Below are 16038 nucleotides of genomic sequence, written 5' to 3' on the forward strand. Positions count from 1 at the left end.
GTTGTGCTATTATTTTTAAGTAGTGACTGACATGATCGTCAGCAGAAAACGGTAAAGGGGTCTCATATTTGACTGAAGGACAAGTAACGAAAGAATTTCGCGTCAGTAATCCTGATGAAGCAATTAATTTAATGGGGAACCAAGACAGCTTTCTTACGCTGCTAGAAGACGGGTTCCATGTCACGTTAAACGCATTTGGTGACGTGATCAAAATTACGGGTTTGTCAGAAGCGGCGAGCCAAGTTTACGCGATTTTACAAAATTTATTACAACTTGATCATCAAGGCATTAAAATTAGCCAAGCAGATGTTGTGAGTGCCATTAAAATGGCACAACGCGGCACATTAGAGTATTACCAAGAACTGTATCGTACGGAATTGATCAAAGACCGTAAAGGCCGACCAATTCGGGTCAAAAATTTTGGCCAACGGCAATATGTAACGCAAGTGCGTCAAAACGACATTACATTTGGCATTGGCCCAGCTGGTACTGGGAAAACCTTCTTAGCAGTTGTGATGGCGGTTGCGGCCTTAAAACAAGGCAGTGTTGAAAAAATAATTTTAACGCGGCCAGCGGTTGAGGCGGGGGAAAGCTTAGGCTTTTTACCAGGGGATCTTAAAGAAAAGGTTGATCCCTATTTACGGCCGATCTATGATGCGCTGTATGCAGTGTTAGGTGCAGAACATACCACTCGATTAATGGAACGCGAGGTTATTGAAATTGCCCCATTAGCGTATATGCGTGGTCGGACTTTGGAGAACGCTTTTGTGATTCTAGATGAAGCACAAAATACCACACCGGCACAAATGAAAATGTTTTTGACGCGGTTAGGTTTTGGGTCAAAAATGATCGTTAACGGTGACATTACACAAATTGATTTACCACGCCATGCGAATAGTGGGTTGGTGCAGGCCAAACGTATTTTGACGAATGTGAAGCAAGTTGCGTTTGTGGAGTTCTCAGCAAATGATGTGGTTCGACATCCAGTGGTTGCCCGGATCATCGCGGCCTATGAAGATGCAGAAGTTCAGCCTAAGGCTTAAATTTGGAGGAAAAATTTGGATTTAGAAATTATCGATGAAACGCAAACGGTTTCAGAAGCACACTTAGAATTGGTTCGAAAGATCATTGATTTTTGTGGGGAATATTTAAAATTGGCCCCTAACACCGAAATGTCAGTGACGTTTATGCATAACGATGAGATCCAAAAAATCAATCGTGACTACCGCCAAACAGATCGGCCAACTGATGTGATCAGTTTTGCCATTGAAGAAGACCCAGAGGATCAAGATGTGATCATTTTACCAGACGATGCTGATATTCCACGCAATATTGGTGACTTAATGGTCTCTGTGGATAAAGTTGCGGAGCAAGCAGACGAATACGGCCATTCTTTTGAACGTGAATTAGGCTATACCATGGTCCATGGCTTTTTGCATTTAAATGGGTATGATCACATGCGTTCTGCTGCTGCTGAGAAAGAAATGTTTGATTTGCAGCGCAAAATTTTAGATGAATATGGGCTTAAACGGTAAACAAACGCAAAAAAATCGCCATTTTGGTCAAAGCTTACGGCATGCGGTGCAAGGCTTGCGGGCTGTTTTACAGGCTGAGCGTAATTTTCGTTTTCATCTATTGGCGAGCCTATTGGTGATTGCTGCAGGTATTTGGGTCACCCTCAGTCGCTGGGAATGGCTGGCGTTGTGCATTGCGATTTTTGGGGTGTTGCAAAGTGAGCTGTTAAATACAGTGGTTGAGTCGTTAGTGGACTTGTTAACGGTGAAGCATTATATGGTGGCGGCTAAGTATGCGAAAGATGTGGCAGCTGGTGCTGTTTTAGTGGCTGCAGTGTTTGCTTTAGTGGTAGGGCTATTGATTTTTGGCCCACATTTTATAGACTGGATAAAGAGGTAAATTATGGATCAACTTCAACAAAAAGATTTTCACTCCGGCTTTGTGGCCATTGTTGGGCGGCCTAACGTTGGAAAATCAACATTTTTAAACCGAATCATTGGTGAGAAAGTGGCAATTATGTCCAATAAGGCGCAAACCACTCGGAATAAGATTCAAGGGATCTACACAACAACACAAGCACAGATCGTGTTTATTGATACACCTGGGATTCATAAACCAGCTAATAAGTTGGATGAATTCATGCTGAACGCAGCGACTTCTTCTTTAAAAGAAGTGGATGCCGTGCTCTTTATGGTCAGTGCCAATGATAAAAAGGGACCTGGTGATCAATTTATTTTAGAGCAATTACGGGCGGTTAAACAACCCGTTTACTTGGTCGTTAACAAAATTGATACGGTGCATCCAAATGATCTGGAACCATTTGTCGCTGGCTATCAGCAGGAAATGGATTTTGCTGGGGTTTACCCGATTTCAGCCTTACAAGGCAACAATGTAGATCAATTGCTGCAGACCCTTGAAAAACAACTCCCCCAAGGCCCACAGTATTACCCAGCTGACCAAATGACCGATCATCCGGAATACTTTGTGGTAGCGGAATTAATTCGAGAAAAGATTTTACAGTTAACGCGGGATGAAGTCCCGCATTCTGTGGCTGTGATGGTGGAACGCATGCGTCCCGATAACAAAGGCCTATTGAGAATTGAAGCGACGATTATTGTTGAACGCGCAGGGCAAAAAGGCATTATCATCGGTAAGGGCGGTAAAATGCTCAAAGAAATCGGGACCCGTGCGCGGCATGATATTGAAAACTTACTAGGTGATCAGGTTTTCTTGCAGTTATGGGTGAAAATCGATAAAGGTTGGCGTGACAACCAACGTTATTTAGATGAATTAGGTTATCGGAAGAAAGATTATTAAACTTGAGTGAGTTGATCAAAAATGGCGCGTGAAATTGCGACGTTTGATGGCCTGGTGTTAATGCGCAAAGACTATCGCGAACGGGATATGTTGGTAAAGCTCTTAACGGATACGTATGGTAAGCATATGTTTTTTATTCGTGGTGCGCGTAAGCGTGGGTTTCGTTTAGCTGCGGCTATTTTGCCATTTACCAGTGGTCGTTATACTGGTTCGATTTCGGAGGAAGGCCTGTCGTTTATTAACAGTGCCCAGGAATACCGACAGTTTCAAAGTATTAGTCAGGATATTCAGCTAAATGCATATGCGACTTACATTTTGAATTTGATCGATGTGGCCTTTCCAGACGGACAGGCCATTCCCAAATGGTACCAGCAAGCGCAGTGGGCGCTGAAATTAATTGATGATGGGTTTGACCCAGAAATTATTACAAACATCAATGAAATTCAACTGTTAACCGTGTTTGGTGTGGCCCCTTATTGGGAAAGCTGTGTCGTCTGTCAGCGCACGGATCTACCATTTGATTACTCTGAAAAATATGGGGGGTTACTGTGCCAGCAACACTGGCAACTTGACCCCTATCGGTTTCATGCCAGTCAACGGGCGATTTATTTTTTGCGGCAGTTTTCAATTGTCGACTTGCCTAAATTACATTCGATTCAATTGAAGCCTGCTACTAAAAAAGAATTGCGGCGCATCATTGATCAGATTTACCGGGATACAGTCGGTGTGTCTTTAAAAAGTAAAAAATTTATCGATCACATGGCAGATTGGGACCAAATTCTTAAACCGGATTGACAATTTTATGAAAAGTCAGTAGAATGACAACGTATTTAGCAATGATGAGACAGAAGTTTTGAGGGACTGTTAACAGCGACTCTAGATCAGTGTAAGCTAGAGAACAGACACAAAGCAGGGCATTCTCGGAGCGTTAATGAAATAAAAAAGTGTCAGTGAAAACTGGAACTAGGGTGGAACCGCGAATAATTCGTCCCTATGTAGATCATATTTGATTTACATAGGGATTTTTAATTGCCGTGAAAACCTAGCCAAGCACGCAGAAAGGGGATCCAAAATGGATCATAAGTTGAATGTTCAAGAAATGATTTTGACGTTACAGCGCTTTTGGGGCGAACAAGGTTGTATGTTAATGCAAGCCTACGATACAGAAAAAGGGGCCGGGACCATGAGTCCGTATACGTTTTTACGGGCGATTGGGCCAGAACCTTGGAATGCGGCTTACGTTGAGCCTTCACGCCGACCTGCAGACGGGCGTTACGGGGACAACCCGAATCGGTTATACCAACATCATCAGTTCCAAGTTGTGATGAAACCTTCACCAGATGATATTCAAGAACGCTATTTAAACAGTTTACGGGCTTTAGGGATTGAACCGTTGGAACATGATATTCGTTTCGTTGAAGACAACTGGGAAAACCCATCGATGGGCTGCGCCGGTGTGGGTTGGGAAGTTTGGTTAGACGGTATGGAAGTCAGCCAGTTTACTTACTTCCAAGTCGTTGGTGGTTTAAATGTAAAGCCTGTTACTTCTGAAATCACGTATGGGATCGAACGCTTAGCGTCTTACATCCAAGATGTGAACAGTGTCTTTGACCTTGAATGGGGCGATGGCGTTAAATACGGCGAAATTTTCAAAGAACCTGAATATGAAAATTCAAAATATTCTTTTGAAGAAAGCAATCAAGACATGTTGTTACAATTGTTTGACATGTATGAAAAAGAAGCAAAGAAACAAATTAAAAACGGTTTGGTGCATCCAGCCTATGATTACATTTTAAAATGTAGCCATACGTTTAACTTATTAGATGCACGCGGTGCCGTCAGTGTTACGGAACGGGCAGGTTACCTGTCACGGATCCGGAATATGGCGCGTTCAGTGGCCCGGGCGTTTGTCAGTGAACGGGAAGAACTGGGTTTCCCATTGTTAAAAGACAAACCGGCTCAGGCATAAATCGTAAAGGGGGATAAAATTGTGGCACATACATTTTTAATGGAAATTGGATTAGAAGAAATGCCTGCTCACGTGGTAACGCCTAGCCGGTTACAATTGGTGAAACGCACGCAGGAATTTTTAAAAGAAAATCGCTTGGATTATACCGATATTGTTTCATACGCAACACCACGGCGTTTAACCGTGCAGGTCAACGGCGTTGCCGATCAACAAACCGATGTTAAAAAAGAAGTGCGCGGACCAGCGAAGCGGATTGCCCAAAATGATGCTGGTGAATGGACCAAGGCCGCACAAGGGTTTGTTCGTGGCCAAGGCATGACCACGGATGACATTACCTTTAAAGAACAAAAAGGAGAGGAATATGTTTTCTTAAACAAATTTATTCCAGGGCAACCTGCCGCAGATGTGTTAACGGGGATGAAAGACGTTGTCATAGCGATGACGTTCCCAACGAATATGCATTGGGGTGCCAATGATTTTGAATATATTCGGCCGATTCATTGGCTAGTGGCGTTACTTGATGATCAAGTGGTACCATTTAAGATCTTAAAAATCGCAACAGGTCGGGAAACACAAGGCCATCGTTTCTTAGGACAACCTGTGACATTAGCACAAGCCACTGATTATGTGCAGGCTTTAGCCGCGCAATTTGTGATTGTGGAACCAGCCGTTCGCCAGGCTAAAATTGAAGCACAGATCAAAGCGATTGCAACCGCACATGATTGGCAAGTGGACTTGGATCCAGATTTGTTGGAGGAAGTTGTCAATTTAGTCGAATATCCAACTGCTTTTAGTGGTCAATTCGATCCAAAATATTTGGAAATGCCAGATGAAGTCTTGATCACCTCCATGAAGGACCATCAACGTTATTTCTATGCCCGGAATCAAGCAGGTCAGTTATTACCAATTTTTATTTCTGTTCGTAATGGGAATGACCAATACTTGGAAAATGTCATTGCTGGGAATGAAAAAGTCTTGACCGCACGGTTAGAAGATGCAGCGTTTTTCTACCATGAAGATCAAAAACAAACCATTGCAGATGATGTTGAACGGTTGAAGTCGGTGACGTTCCATGACAAGATCGGCTCCGTTTATGAAAAGATGCAGCGGGTCCAACTGATTGCCCAAGCATTTGGGAAACAAGTTCATTTAACGGACACTGAATTAGCTGATTTACAACGGGCAAGTGAAATCTATAAATTTGATCTCGTTACCGGAATGGTCGGGGAATTCTCTGAATTACAAGGGATCATGGGTGAAAAGTACGCCTTATTACAAGGTGAGACACCAGCCGTTGCCACGGCAATTCGCGAACATTACATGCCGATTTCTGCTGATGGCGCTTTACCAGCGACCAAAGTAGGCGCTGTGTTGGCGATTGCAGATAAATTTGACAGCATGATGAGCTTCTTTGCAGTTGGTATGATCCCAACGGGTTCAAACGACCCTTATGCGTTGCGGCGTCAAGCTTTTGGTATTGTACGTATCTTGCACGAACGTAAATGGCATTTTGCGACTGGGAAGTTCCAACAAGAAATGAAGCAAGTTTTAACCGAACATCAAGCCACTTTTAATTTAGACTTCAGCAAAACGGCCGATGAATTACGTCAATTCGTTGCAGACCGTGTTCGGCAGTGGTTTGGCAATCATCAGATGCGTTATGATATTGTGGATACCGTTTTGGCGAACCGCGATGGCGACATTGAAAAAATGTTTGAGGCTGCCCAAGCAATCGATCAACATAAAGATGATGCCAACTTCAAAGAAAATATTGAAGCATTGACGCGGGTGATGCGTTTGGCCACGAAAGCCGACTTTACAGCGGATGAAGTGGTTGCCGTTAATCCTGATTTATTTGAAAATGACGCCGAACAACAATTGTATGATGCCGTCAATGCCGTTGCTGCGGAGGCAGATAATCGCAGTATTGCTGAAAACTTTACGGCGTTGCGTAACTTGGAACCAGCAATTGATGCTTATTTTGAAGCAACGATGGTAATGGTTGATGACACCGCTGTGCGGCAAAATCGGTTGGCACAATTAACACAATTAGCCCGTTTGATTTTCCAAGTGGGTGATCTAAAGCAGTTGATCGTGAAGTAAGCTTTCTTTTAAATCGGGATTATGCTAAACTAGGACTACTGTTTGACGAAAAATTATATAATAGGTTTATTCTAAGCAAAATTATTGTACCAAGCTTTATTTTATGTTAAAGTAGAATAGTATTTTTGCGTATGATAATCTAGCAAAGGTCGCACTTTTTAACGAGGGTGCGGTTTTTAACGCTTGGGGCTGTTTTTTGAAAGCCCAGGGATGATGTTTGGGCGGAGGTGAAACGTTTGGCGACTCGAATTCCAGAGGCAGTTATTGATCAAATTCGTGACTCGGTGAATATTACCGATATTGTCGGCCAATATGTAACACTTAAAAAATCTGGCAAAAACCTTTTTGGGCTATGTCCTTTTCAAGAGGAAAAGACACCTTCTTTCTCAGTGGCGGAGGATAAGCAGATTTTTAATTGTTTTAGTTGTCACCGTGGCGGCAATGTGTTTCGATTTATCATGGAAATTGAACAAATTGATTTTCCGGCGGCTGTTTTAAAGGTTGCGGAATTGGGTCAAGTTGACGTTGACCTTAGCGCTTTTCAAGAAACACGCCCACAGCCTAAAGCAGATCCAATTAAAACGGAATTATTGCAGCTTTACCAAGCTGCCGCAACACTCTTTCAACATGTGTTGTTAAATACAGAAGCCGGTGAGGAAGCGCTGGCCTACGCACAGCAACGTCAGTTAGACGAGACGCAATTAAAAACGTTTCAAGTCGGCTATGCGCCTGATCAGGATAATTTGTTGCTTCGCTTCTTTCAAGAGAAAAAAGTTGACTTTCAACTCTTAAGACAATCTGGTTTATTTTCAGAGCGTGAGGACGGGTCTTTATTTGATCGTTTTCGGGATCGATTAATGTTTCCGATTCGGGATGCCAGAGGCCAGGTGATTGCTTTTTCGGGGCGCTTGCTACATCCAATTGCGCAGTTGCCGAAGTATTTAAATAGTCCGGAAACCAAATTATTTAATAAACGGGATGTCCTTTTTAACTTAGACCTTGCCCGTCCTGAAATCAGGCGGCATAAGCAAGTCGTGCTATTTGAAGGATTTATGGATGTGATTGCGGCTTATCGGGCCGGTATTCAGTATGGTGTGGCGTCTATGGGCACCAGTTTGACGAATGAACAGTTACACCAACTGCAGCGTTTAACGGGCCATTTGATTGTCTGTTATGATGGCGATCTACCAGGACTGACGGCCACTAACCGGGTGATCACACTACTACGGCAAGATCAGCGTTTTCAGCTGAGTATTGTCACCTTACCAGAACAGTTGGACCCAGATGAGTACATTCAAAAATATCAAGCGGAAAGCTTTCGTAAAAAAATCGAAGAAAGTCAGTTAACTGCAACTGCTTTTCGGTTGAATTATTTGCGTCAAGGCAAGAAGTTAGATCATGAACAAGATAAAATTGCTTATACGGAAGCGGCATTGCAGGAGTTGCTAACGGTTCATTCAACAATCGAGCGTGATGTTTATCTTCATCAGTTAAGTCAAACGTTGAATTTATCGTATGACGTGTTGGTGGGACAATTACAGCGCTTATTGGCCAATGCCACCCGTCAGCGTGATCAAACATTACAAACGCAATTAACGACGGTACCCACCGTGCAGCAACCAACACAGGTTCATTTAAATCGTGTTGAACGAGCAGAACGCGATTTGCTACATCTATTTTGGTATGACCGTCAGGCACGTGACAAATTAATGCAACAAACTGATTTTGTCATGGTACATGACCCGTATCAAATGTTGTATACGCTCAGCCAAACTTATTTTGTAACAAACGAAACGTTTAACGCTGCCGCTTTTTCGGATTATGCGAAGTCAGATGACTTGCAAAGTTTAGCGGCCGAGATTGATCAAATGCCCTTTGATGAAACCACTGGTTTAGCGCAATTAGCGGATGATCTGATGACCATTCAGCGCTTTAAGTTGGAAACCAAGCTAAAACAGGCGCAGCAACAAGCGCATGAGGCAAATCAAATGGGTGACGATGAACAGGCACTGCGACTTTTTCAACAACTATTGACTTTGAAAAAGCAGATCGAGGCGTTATCGGCCTAAGGGTGTATAGGGAGGATAATGAAATGACTAAAAAAACAACAACGACTAAATATGATGATGCCGTTAAAAAAGTTATCAAAGACTATAAGACTGACAAACAGATCACCGAAAAGGATTTGATGGACAAGATTGTGACACCATTTGCTTTAGATGCTTCTGGAATTGATAAATTATTCCAAAAAGTTGAAGATCAGGGCATCAGTGTTGTTGATGAAAAAGGTGAACCTTCTGAACGGAGCTTGAAAAAGGAAAAGGCCGTTAAGAAAAAGGAGCTTCAAAACTTATCCGCACCTTCAGGTATTAAGATCAATGACCCTGTTCGGATGTATTTAAAAGAAATTGGGCGGGTATCGCTGTTAACAGCGGATCAAGAAGTTGCTTTGGCCTTGAAAATCGAACAAGGTGATGAAGTTGCCAAACAACGGTTAGCAGAAGCTAACTTACGGTTAGTGGTTTCAATTGCCAAACGTTATGTTGGGCGTGGTATGCAGTTTTTAGATTTGATTCAAGAAGGTAACATGGGTCTGATGAAGGCTGTTGAAAAGTTTGATTACCGCAAAGGGTTTAAGTTTTCAACTTACGCCACTTGGTGGATTCGTCAGGCCATTACCCGTGCCATTGCCGATCAGGCACGGACGATTCGGATTCCGGTGCATATGGTCGAAACCATTAACAAGTTGATTCGAATCCAACGGCAGTTATTACAAGACCTTGGCCGGGAACCAACTCCTGAAGAAATTGGGGCTGAAATGGATATGCCAACCGAAAAAGTTCGGGAGATCTTGAAAATTGCGCAAGAACCTGTTTCATTGGAAACACCAATTGGTGAAGAGGATGATTCTCATTTAGGCGACTTTATTGAAGACCAAGATGCCACCAGCCCTGCTGATCATGCGGCTTACGAATTGTTAAAAGAACAATTGGAAAGCGTTTTGGATACTTTAACAGATCGCGAAGAAAATGTATTACGGTTACGCTTTGGATTAGATGATGGGCGTACTCGGACCTTGGAAGAAGTTGGGAAAGTTTTCGGTGTGACCCGTGAACGGATTCGTCAGATCGAAGCCAAAGCATTACGGAAATTACGTCACCCAAGTCGTTCGAAGCAGTTAAAAGATTTCTTAGAATAACGCGATTTTTAAAACACCGTCTCGGCACTTGGCCAGGCGGTGTTTTTTAATGGGATTCCTTTGTTAAATCAGGCGCTTATTTGATACAATAAAGACAAAATGTAAAGTTAGGTTAAGGTGACAAATTTGCAACCAGTTCATTTAACAAAAAGATTAACAGCAATTGCACAACAAGTGCCACAGGGCAGTCGCTTGGCAGATATTGGTTCCGATCACGCATTGGTGCCGGTTCATTTAGTGCAAACCGGTCAAATTCAATTTGCGATTGCCGGTGAGGTAATTCCGGGACCGTTAAGCCGAGCGAAACAGGCGATTGAGGCTGCCGGTTTGACTCAGCAGATCCAACCACGGTTGGCAAACGGTTTAGCTGCAATTCGGCCTGCAGACCAGGTGGATACAGTGGTGATTGCAGGAATGGGCGGGCAGTTGATCTGTGATATTTTAACAGCCGGTCAACCGCATGAAACTGGCATTCAACGCTTGATTTTGGAACCGAATATCCAAGAAGATCTGGTCCGTCAGTGGCTAGGCGCGCATCGGTACCAGATTAAAGCTGAAACAATCGTGGCTGAAGAGCAACACGTTTATGAAATCATTGTGGCAGAATTGGCTGAACAGGCCATTCAGTATTCGCCACAGGCCTTAAAATTTGGGCCTTATTTAATGCAAGAAAAAAGTCCAGTTTTCCGTGCTAAGTGGCGTCATCGCTATGATACAAACGAAAAAATTATGGCGAATTTACGGCACAATGCGCGCGGCGATCAATCCCAAAAATTAGCGGCACTAACAGTAGAAAATAAAATGATTCAGGGGGTTTGGCAATGACACCAACAGTGGCACAGTTTATTCAACGATTTGAACAGTTTGCACCTCAATGGCTCGCGATGAAAGGCGATCCAGTTGGCATGCAGTTAGGCTCCACACAACAGTCGATCCATCGGGTTTTAGTGACATTAGATGTGCGCCCGGAAGTGGTAGAAGAGGCGATTGCGAAACAAGTGGACTTTATTTTTGCCCATCATCCGGCCGTTTTTCGGCCTGCACGTAATTTGGTGACAGACAACCCACAAAATGCCATGTATGCTAAATTGTTAGCGAATCACATTGCTGTTTATGCGGCGCACACTAATTTAGATATGGCTGCAGGAGGCATGAATGACTGGTTAGCCGATCAATTACAGCTACGTGATGTTACTTTGTTACAGCCCCAACATTTTCAAACCAAATTTAAGTTAGTCATTTTTGTGCCGACCACACATGAAGAAGCGGTTCGCCAAGCGTTGACACAAGCCAAAATTGGTCAAATTGGTGCCTATCAAGGGACTAGCTTTGGGATAAATGGCACCGGATATTTCACACCGGAAGTCACGGCCAATCCATATTTAGGTCAGCCTGGTCAGGCAGAGGCAGCTGCTGAAACGCGATTAGAAGTGATTTTAGATCAAACACAAATTGATCAAGCACTGGATTTGATTCATAAAGTCCATCCTTATGAAGAACCGGTTTATGACTTATACCCATTGGCGCGTGAAACGGGACCAGCTTATGGCATTGGTCGTATTGGTCGACCACATACGGAAATGACGGTGCAAGATTATGCGCATTTTGTCCGGCAAGCATTTCAAATTGATGGCTTACGCCTTGTGACACAAAACCCAACAGAACTGGTGAAACGGGTGGCCGTTATCGGTGGTGATGGCGGTAAATTCTATCCGGCTGTTTTGGCACAAGGTGCGAATGTATTTGTAACGGGTGATGTGTACTACCATACGGCACATGATATGTTGGCCAGTGGGCTATCTGTCATGGATCCTGGGCATCATGTGGAACAAATTGTCAAGGCCCGTTTAGTCCCGTTATTTGAAAATTGGGCGCAAGCTGAGGATTGGCAAGGGGTTCAATTTATTCCGTCACAATTATCGACAGATCCATTTTCGTTTGTGACTGATTAATCAGAAGAAAGAAGCGATGACAATGGCTTATGAAACACTAATTCCACGGTTTTTGCGCTATGTAAAGGTTAATACACGTTCTGATCCAAATGCGACAACGATCCCGTCAACACCACAATTAGCAGCATTTGCGCAACAATTAGGGGATGAAATGCGCACGATTGGGTTACAAGACGTGCATTATTTAGCTAAAAATGGGTATGTGGTTGGGACACTGCCTAGTAATCTCGACCAAAAGGTGCCGACGATTGGGTTTATTGCACATCTTGATACTGCGGATTTTAATGCAGAAGGTGTCAATCCGCAAATTGTGGCCCATTACGATGGTCATAGCACGATTCCGCTGGATCCAGACGGTCAGTACACGTTAAATACCAAGGATTTTCCGTTTTTAAAAGCGTATCAAGGGCACACTTTGATCACCACTGACGGTCGCACATTACTAGGTGGTGACGATAAAGCAGGGGTTGCCGAAATTATGACGGCGATGGCTTATTTAGGGCAACATCCTGAGATCAAACATGGTACGATTCGCGTTGCTTTCGGACCAGATGAGGAAATTGGAACTGGTGCCGATCACTTTGATGTGGCGGATTTTAATGCGGCATTTGCGTATACCGTTGATGGTGGTACAGAGGGACAGTTGGAGTATGAGACGTTTAACGCAGCAGCGCTGACCGTTGAAATTCAAGGTAAAAATGTCCACACTGCAACTGCAAAGGATACAATGGTGAATGCTTTACAGTTAGCTGTTGATTTTCAAAATGCACTGCCTGCTGCTGAAGTCCCTGAAAAAACGGCTGGTCGGCAAGGCTTTTTCCATTTAGACCAGTTAACGGGAACGGTTGAATCCGCTAAAATGTCCTATATCATTCGTGATTTTGAACGGGATGGTTTGGCACAACGGAAAGCGCTAGCGCAGGCAATCGCAGCGCGTTTAAATGCCCGTTATGACACGCCACGGGTGACAATCACGCTATGGGATCAGTATGCCAACATGCGCGAAATTTTGGAACAAGATATGCGCCCGGTTGAATTAGCACGGCAAGCGATGGAAAACTTACACATTACGCCTTTAACCGAAGCGGTGCGCGGCGGTACAGATGGTTCGAAACTTTCTTTTATGGGCTTGCCAACGCCGAATTTATTTGCAGGGCCTGAAAACATGCATGGTCGTTATGAATTTGTGTCACAGCAGGTCATGGCGCACGCAGTGGATGTGATTATTGAAATTAGTCGGCTAAATGGCACAAATCCGGCTTAAGTTGGATGCAAATTTCATGCATGCTAGGTAAATTAAAGTTACACTGAAATCGACAAGTGATTGTCGATTTTTTAGATGATGAGAAAGGATGATAACTATGGATCCAGAGAAAATGACTCAGGCGGTACAAGACGCCCTTGCTGAGGCCCAACAAATCGCGGAACATCGCCATCAGCAAGCCATTGCAATCCCACACTTGTTTAAATTTTTGATTCAACCGGGACAATTGGCACGTCAGATTTATGAACAAGCAGGCGTTGCCATTGACGCGTTTGAGCAGGCTGTTGATCAGCAGTTGGCGGCCTTACCAACCGTTGAAGGCAGTCAAGTGCAGTATGGACAAACCATGAGCCAAGATCTTTATCAACTTTTTCAAGCGGCTGAAAAAATCAGCGCAGATTTCAAGGATGATTATGTTGCCACTGAAAGTATTGTGCTGGCGCTGATGACCTTATCACAACAGCCGTTAACACAATATTTACAGCAACAACAAGTGACAACTGCTAAATTACAAAAAATAATAAACGATATGCGAGCAGGTGAACGCGTGACCTCTAAAAATCAGGAAGCACAATATCAAGCATTAGAAAAATATGGTACAGATTTGGTACAAGCCGTCCGAAAAGGCGATCAAGACCCGATTATCGGTCGGGATGACGAAATTTTAGATGTGATTCGGATCTTATCCCGTAAAACGAAAAATAATCCGGTATTGATCGGTGAGCCTGGTGTTGGGAAAACTGCGATTGTGGAAGGCTTGGCCCAACGAATCGTCAAAAAAGATGTGCCAGATAACTTAAAAAATAAAACCATCTTTAGTTTGGATATGGGTGCCTTAATTGCTGGGGCAAAATATCGCGGTGAATTTGAAGAACGGCTAAAAGGCGTTTTAAAAGCCGTCAAAAAAAGTGAAGGTCAAATTATTTTATTTATTGACGAAATTCATAATATTGTCGGCGCTGGTAAAACCGAAGGTAGTATGGATGCCGGCAACTTATTAAAGCCGATGTTGGCCCGTGGTGAGTTGCATTTGATTGGTGCGACGACACTGGATGAATACCGGCAGTACATGGAAAAAGATAAAGCACTTGAACGGCGGTTTCAGCGTGTGTTGGTAAAAGAACCTTCTGTTGCAGATACCATTAGTATTTTGCGTGGTTTAAAAGAGCGATTTGAGATCTACCATGGTGTCCGGATTCATGATAATGCGCTGGTAGCAGCTGCAACGTTGTCAGATCGGTATATTACGGATCGTTTTTTACCTGATAAAGCGATTGATTTAGTGGATGAAGCCAGTGCGAACATCAATGTGGAAATGAATTCAATGCCCACCGAGTTGGATCAAGTGACCCGACGGTTAATGCAATTGGAAATTGAAGAAGCTGCGTTAAAAAAGGAAACCGATGCGCTTTCCCAAGAACGGTTAACAAAATTACAAACCCAATTAGCTGATTTGCGTGAAGAAGCCAATCAAATGAAATTACGCTGGCAATCGGAAAAAAAGGATATTGCGGCATTAAACGATAAAAAAAGCCAATTGGACCAAGCAAAACGTGAACTGCAAGATGCACAAAATAATTATGACTTGGAAAAAGCCGCGCGCTTACAGCATGGGACGATTCCAGAACTTGAAAAAGCACTCCAAGATTCTGAAGCCGAAGAACGGCCGGATGATTGGTTAGTGCAAGAGTCGGTGACGGAAGATGAAATTGCTGGGGTCGTCAGTCGTGAAACTGGGATTCCTGTGACGAAGTTAGTACAAGGCGAACGAGAAAAGCTACTGCATTTGGCAGATCACTTACATGAACGGGTGGTCGGTCAAGATGAGGCGGTGACGGCCGTTACCAATGCTGTTTTACGGTCACGTGCAGGGTTACAAGATCCAGCACGGCCACTGGGGTCTTTCTTATTCTTAGGGCCTACCGGGGTCGGAAAAACGGAATTAGCCAAGGCGCTGGCCGAAGATTTATTTGATGCAGAAGACCATATGGTGCGTATTGATATGAGCGAATATATGGAAAAGTATGCTGTTTCACGGTTGGTTGGTGCAGCACCAGGCTATGTGGGCTATGAAGAAGGCGGACAGTTAACAGAAGCTGTGCGGCGGAACCCTTATTCGATCGTTTTGCTAGATGAAATCGAAAAAGCGCATCCCGATGTGTTTAACTTGTTATTACAAGTCTTAGATGACGGGCGGTTGACGGATAGTCAAGGCCGGACAGTGGATTTTAAAAATACACTGATCATTATGACATCTAATTTAGGTTCCGAAATTTTGTTAGACGGTGTCGATCAAGACGGGCGAATTACGCCAGCGGCCCATCAGCAAGTCCAACAATTGATCCAAACCAAATTTAAACCAGAATTTTTAAACCGCATTGATGATGTCATCACCTTTACCCCTTTAAGCTTAGTCGATGTGCAAGCAATTGTGGTGAAAATGTTGGCACAATTATCGAATCGACTGGCCGATCAGGCGATTACGTTAACGATTTCTAATTCTGCTAAAAAATGGATTGCCGAAAAAGGGTATGATCCTGCTTTTGGCGCACGCCCATTACGGCGCTTTATTACCCGTGAAGTGGAGACACCATTAGCCAAAGAAATCATTGCCGGGCGAGTCGCACCCCACACAACGGTTCGAATCAATTTATTACAGGACCATTTAATTTTTGAAAACCAAGCCTAACAGCATGCAAAAACGCCCTACCAAATTTGG

General features: G+C 43.6%; 13 protein-coding genes. All 13 read left to right on the forward strand.

Features of this window, described 5'->3' with window-relative positions; genetic code table 11:
- Positions 1–68 precede the first annotated feature (68 nt).
- The 13 genes from FC07_RS11255 to clpB all read left to right on the forward strand — a co-directional run bounded on the left by FC07_RS11255 (position 69) and on the right by clpB (position 16008).
- Positions 69–1043, forward strand: coding sequence for a PhoH family protein (locus FC07_RS11255; protein WP_057905201.1), 975 nt, complete (start codon positions 69–71; stop codon positions 1041–1043).
- 15 nt (positions 1044–1058) lie between these two features.
- Positions 1059–1535, forward strand: a complete 477-nt coding sequence (gene ybeY, locus FC07_RS11260) for an rRNA maturation RNase YbeY (protein ID WP_057905202.1) — start codon at positions 1059–1061, stop codon at positions 1533–1535.
- Entirely contained in the window at positions 1513–1914 is a 402-nt protein-coding gene (locus tag FC07_RS11265; RefSeq protein WP_338040275.1) for a diacylglycerol kinase family protein, read from the forward strand. The genes ybeY and FC07_RS11265 overlap by 23 nt, the downstream gene beginning before the upstream one ends.
- A 3-nt stretch (positions 1915–1917) precedes the next feature.
- Positions 1918–2832 (forward strand): GTPase Era, encoded by a 915-nt coding sequence (gene era / locus FC07_RS11270; RefSeq protein ID WP_057905203.1) that lies wholly within the window; start codon positions 1918–1920, stop codon positions 2830–2832.
- Positions 2833–2853: 21 nt separating this feature from the next.
- Positions 2854–3627: a DNA repair protein RecO gene (gene recO / locus FC07_RS11275; RefSeq protein ID WP_057905204.1), complete on the forward strand. Its 774-nt coding sequence runs from the start codon at positions 2854–2856 to the stop codon at positions 3625–3627.
- Positions 3628–3904: 277 nt separating this feature from the next.
- Positions 3905–4801 carry a glycine--tRNA ligase subunit alpha gene (gene glyQ, locus FC07_RS11280; protein WP_057905205.1) on the forward strand — a complete coding sequence of 299 codons (897 nt, stop codon included), beginning with the start codon at positions 3905–3907 and terminating at the stop codon, positions 4799–4801.
- A gap of 21 nt (positions 4802–4822) precedes the next feature.
- A complete protein-coding gene (glyS, locus tag FC07_RS11285; protein ID WP_057905206.1) occupies positions 4823–6904 on the forward strand; it encodes a glycine--tRNA ligase subunit beta in 2082 nt (693 codons plus the stop codon).
- A gap of 236 nt (positions 6905–7140) precedes the next feature.
- A complete protein-coding gene (dnaG, locus tag FC07_RS11290) occupies positions 7141–8973 on the forward strand; it encodes a DNA primase (RefSeq protein ID WP_057905207.1) in 1833 nt (610 codons plus the stop codon).
- A 23-nt stretch (positions 8974–8996) separates the two neighbouring features.
- Positions 8997–10103 carry an RNA polymerase sigma factor RpoD gene (rpoD, locus tag FC07_RS11295; protein ID WP_057905208.1) on the forward strand — a complete coding sequence of 369 codons (1107 nt, stop codon included), beginning with the start codon at positions 8997–8999 and terminating at the stop codon, positions 10101–10103.
- 126 nt (positions 10104–10229) lie between these two features.
- Positions 10230–10928, forward strand: a complete 699-nt coding sequence (locus FC07_RS11300; protein WP_057905209.1) for a tRNA (adenine(22)-N(1))-methyltransferase — start codon at positions 10230–10232, stop codon at positions 10926–10928.
- Positions 10925–12055 carry a Nif3-like dinuclear metal center hexameric protein gene (locus FC07_RS11305; RefSeq protein WP_057905210.1) on the forward strand — a complete coding sequence of 377 codons (1131 nt, stop codon included), beginning with the start codon at positions 10925–10927 and terminating at the stop codon, positions 12053–12055. The genes FC07_RS11300 and FC07_RS11305 overlap by 4 nt, the downstream gene beginning before the upstream one ends.
- 22 nt (positions 12056–12077) lie before the next feature.
- Positions 12078–13319, forward strand: coding sequence for a peptidase T (pepT, locus tag FC07_RS11310; RefSeq protein WP_057905211.1), 1242 nt, complete (start codon positions 12078–12080; stop codon positions 13317–13319).
- 97 nt (positions 13320–13416) lie between these two features.
- The gene (clpB, locus tag FC07_RS11315; RefSeq protein WP_057905212.1) at positions 13417–16008 is read left to right on the forward strand and encodes an ATP-dependent chaperone ClpB; all 2592 of its coding nucleotides are present in this window, start codon (positions 13417–13419) and stop codon (positions 16006–16008) included.
- The last annotated feature ends 30 nt before the right edge of the window (positions 16009–16038 follow it).

The organism is Loigolactobacillus bifermentans DSM 20003, assembly GCF_001434575.1.
Lineage (GTDB): Bacteria > Bacillota > Bacilli > Lactobacillales > Lactobacillaceae > Loigolactobacillus > Loigolactobacillus bifermentans.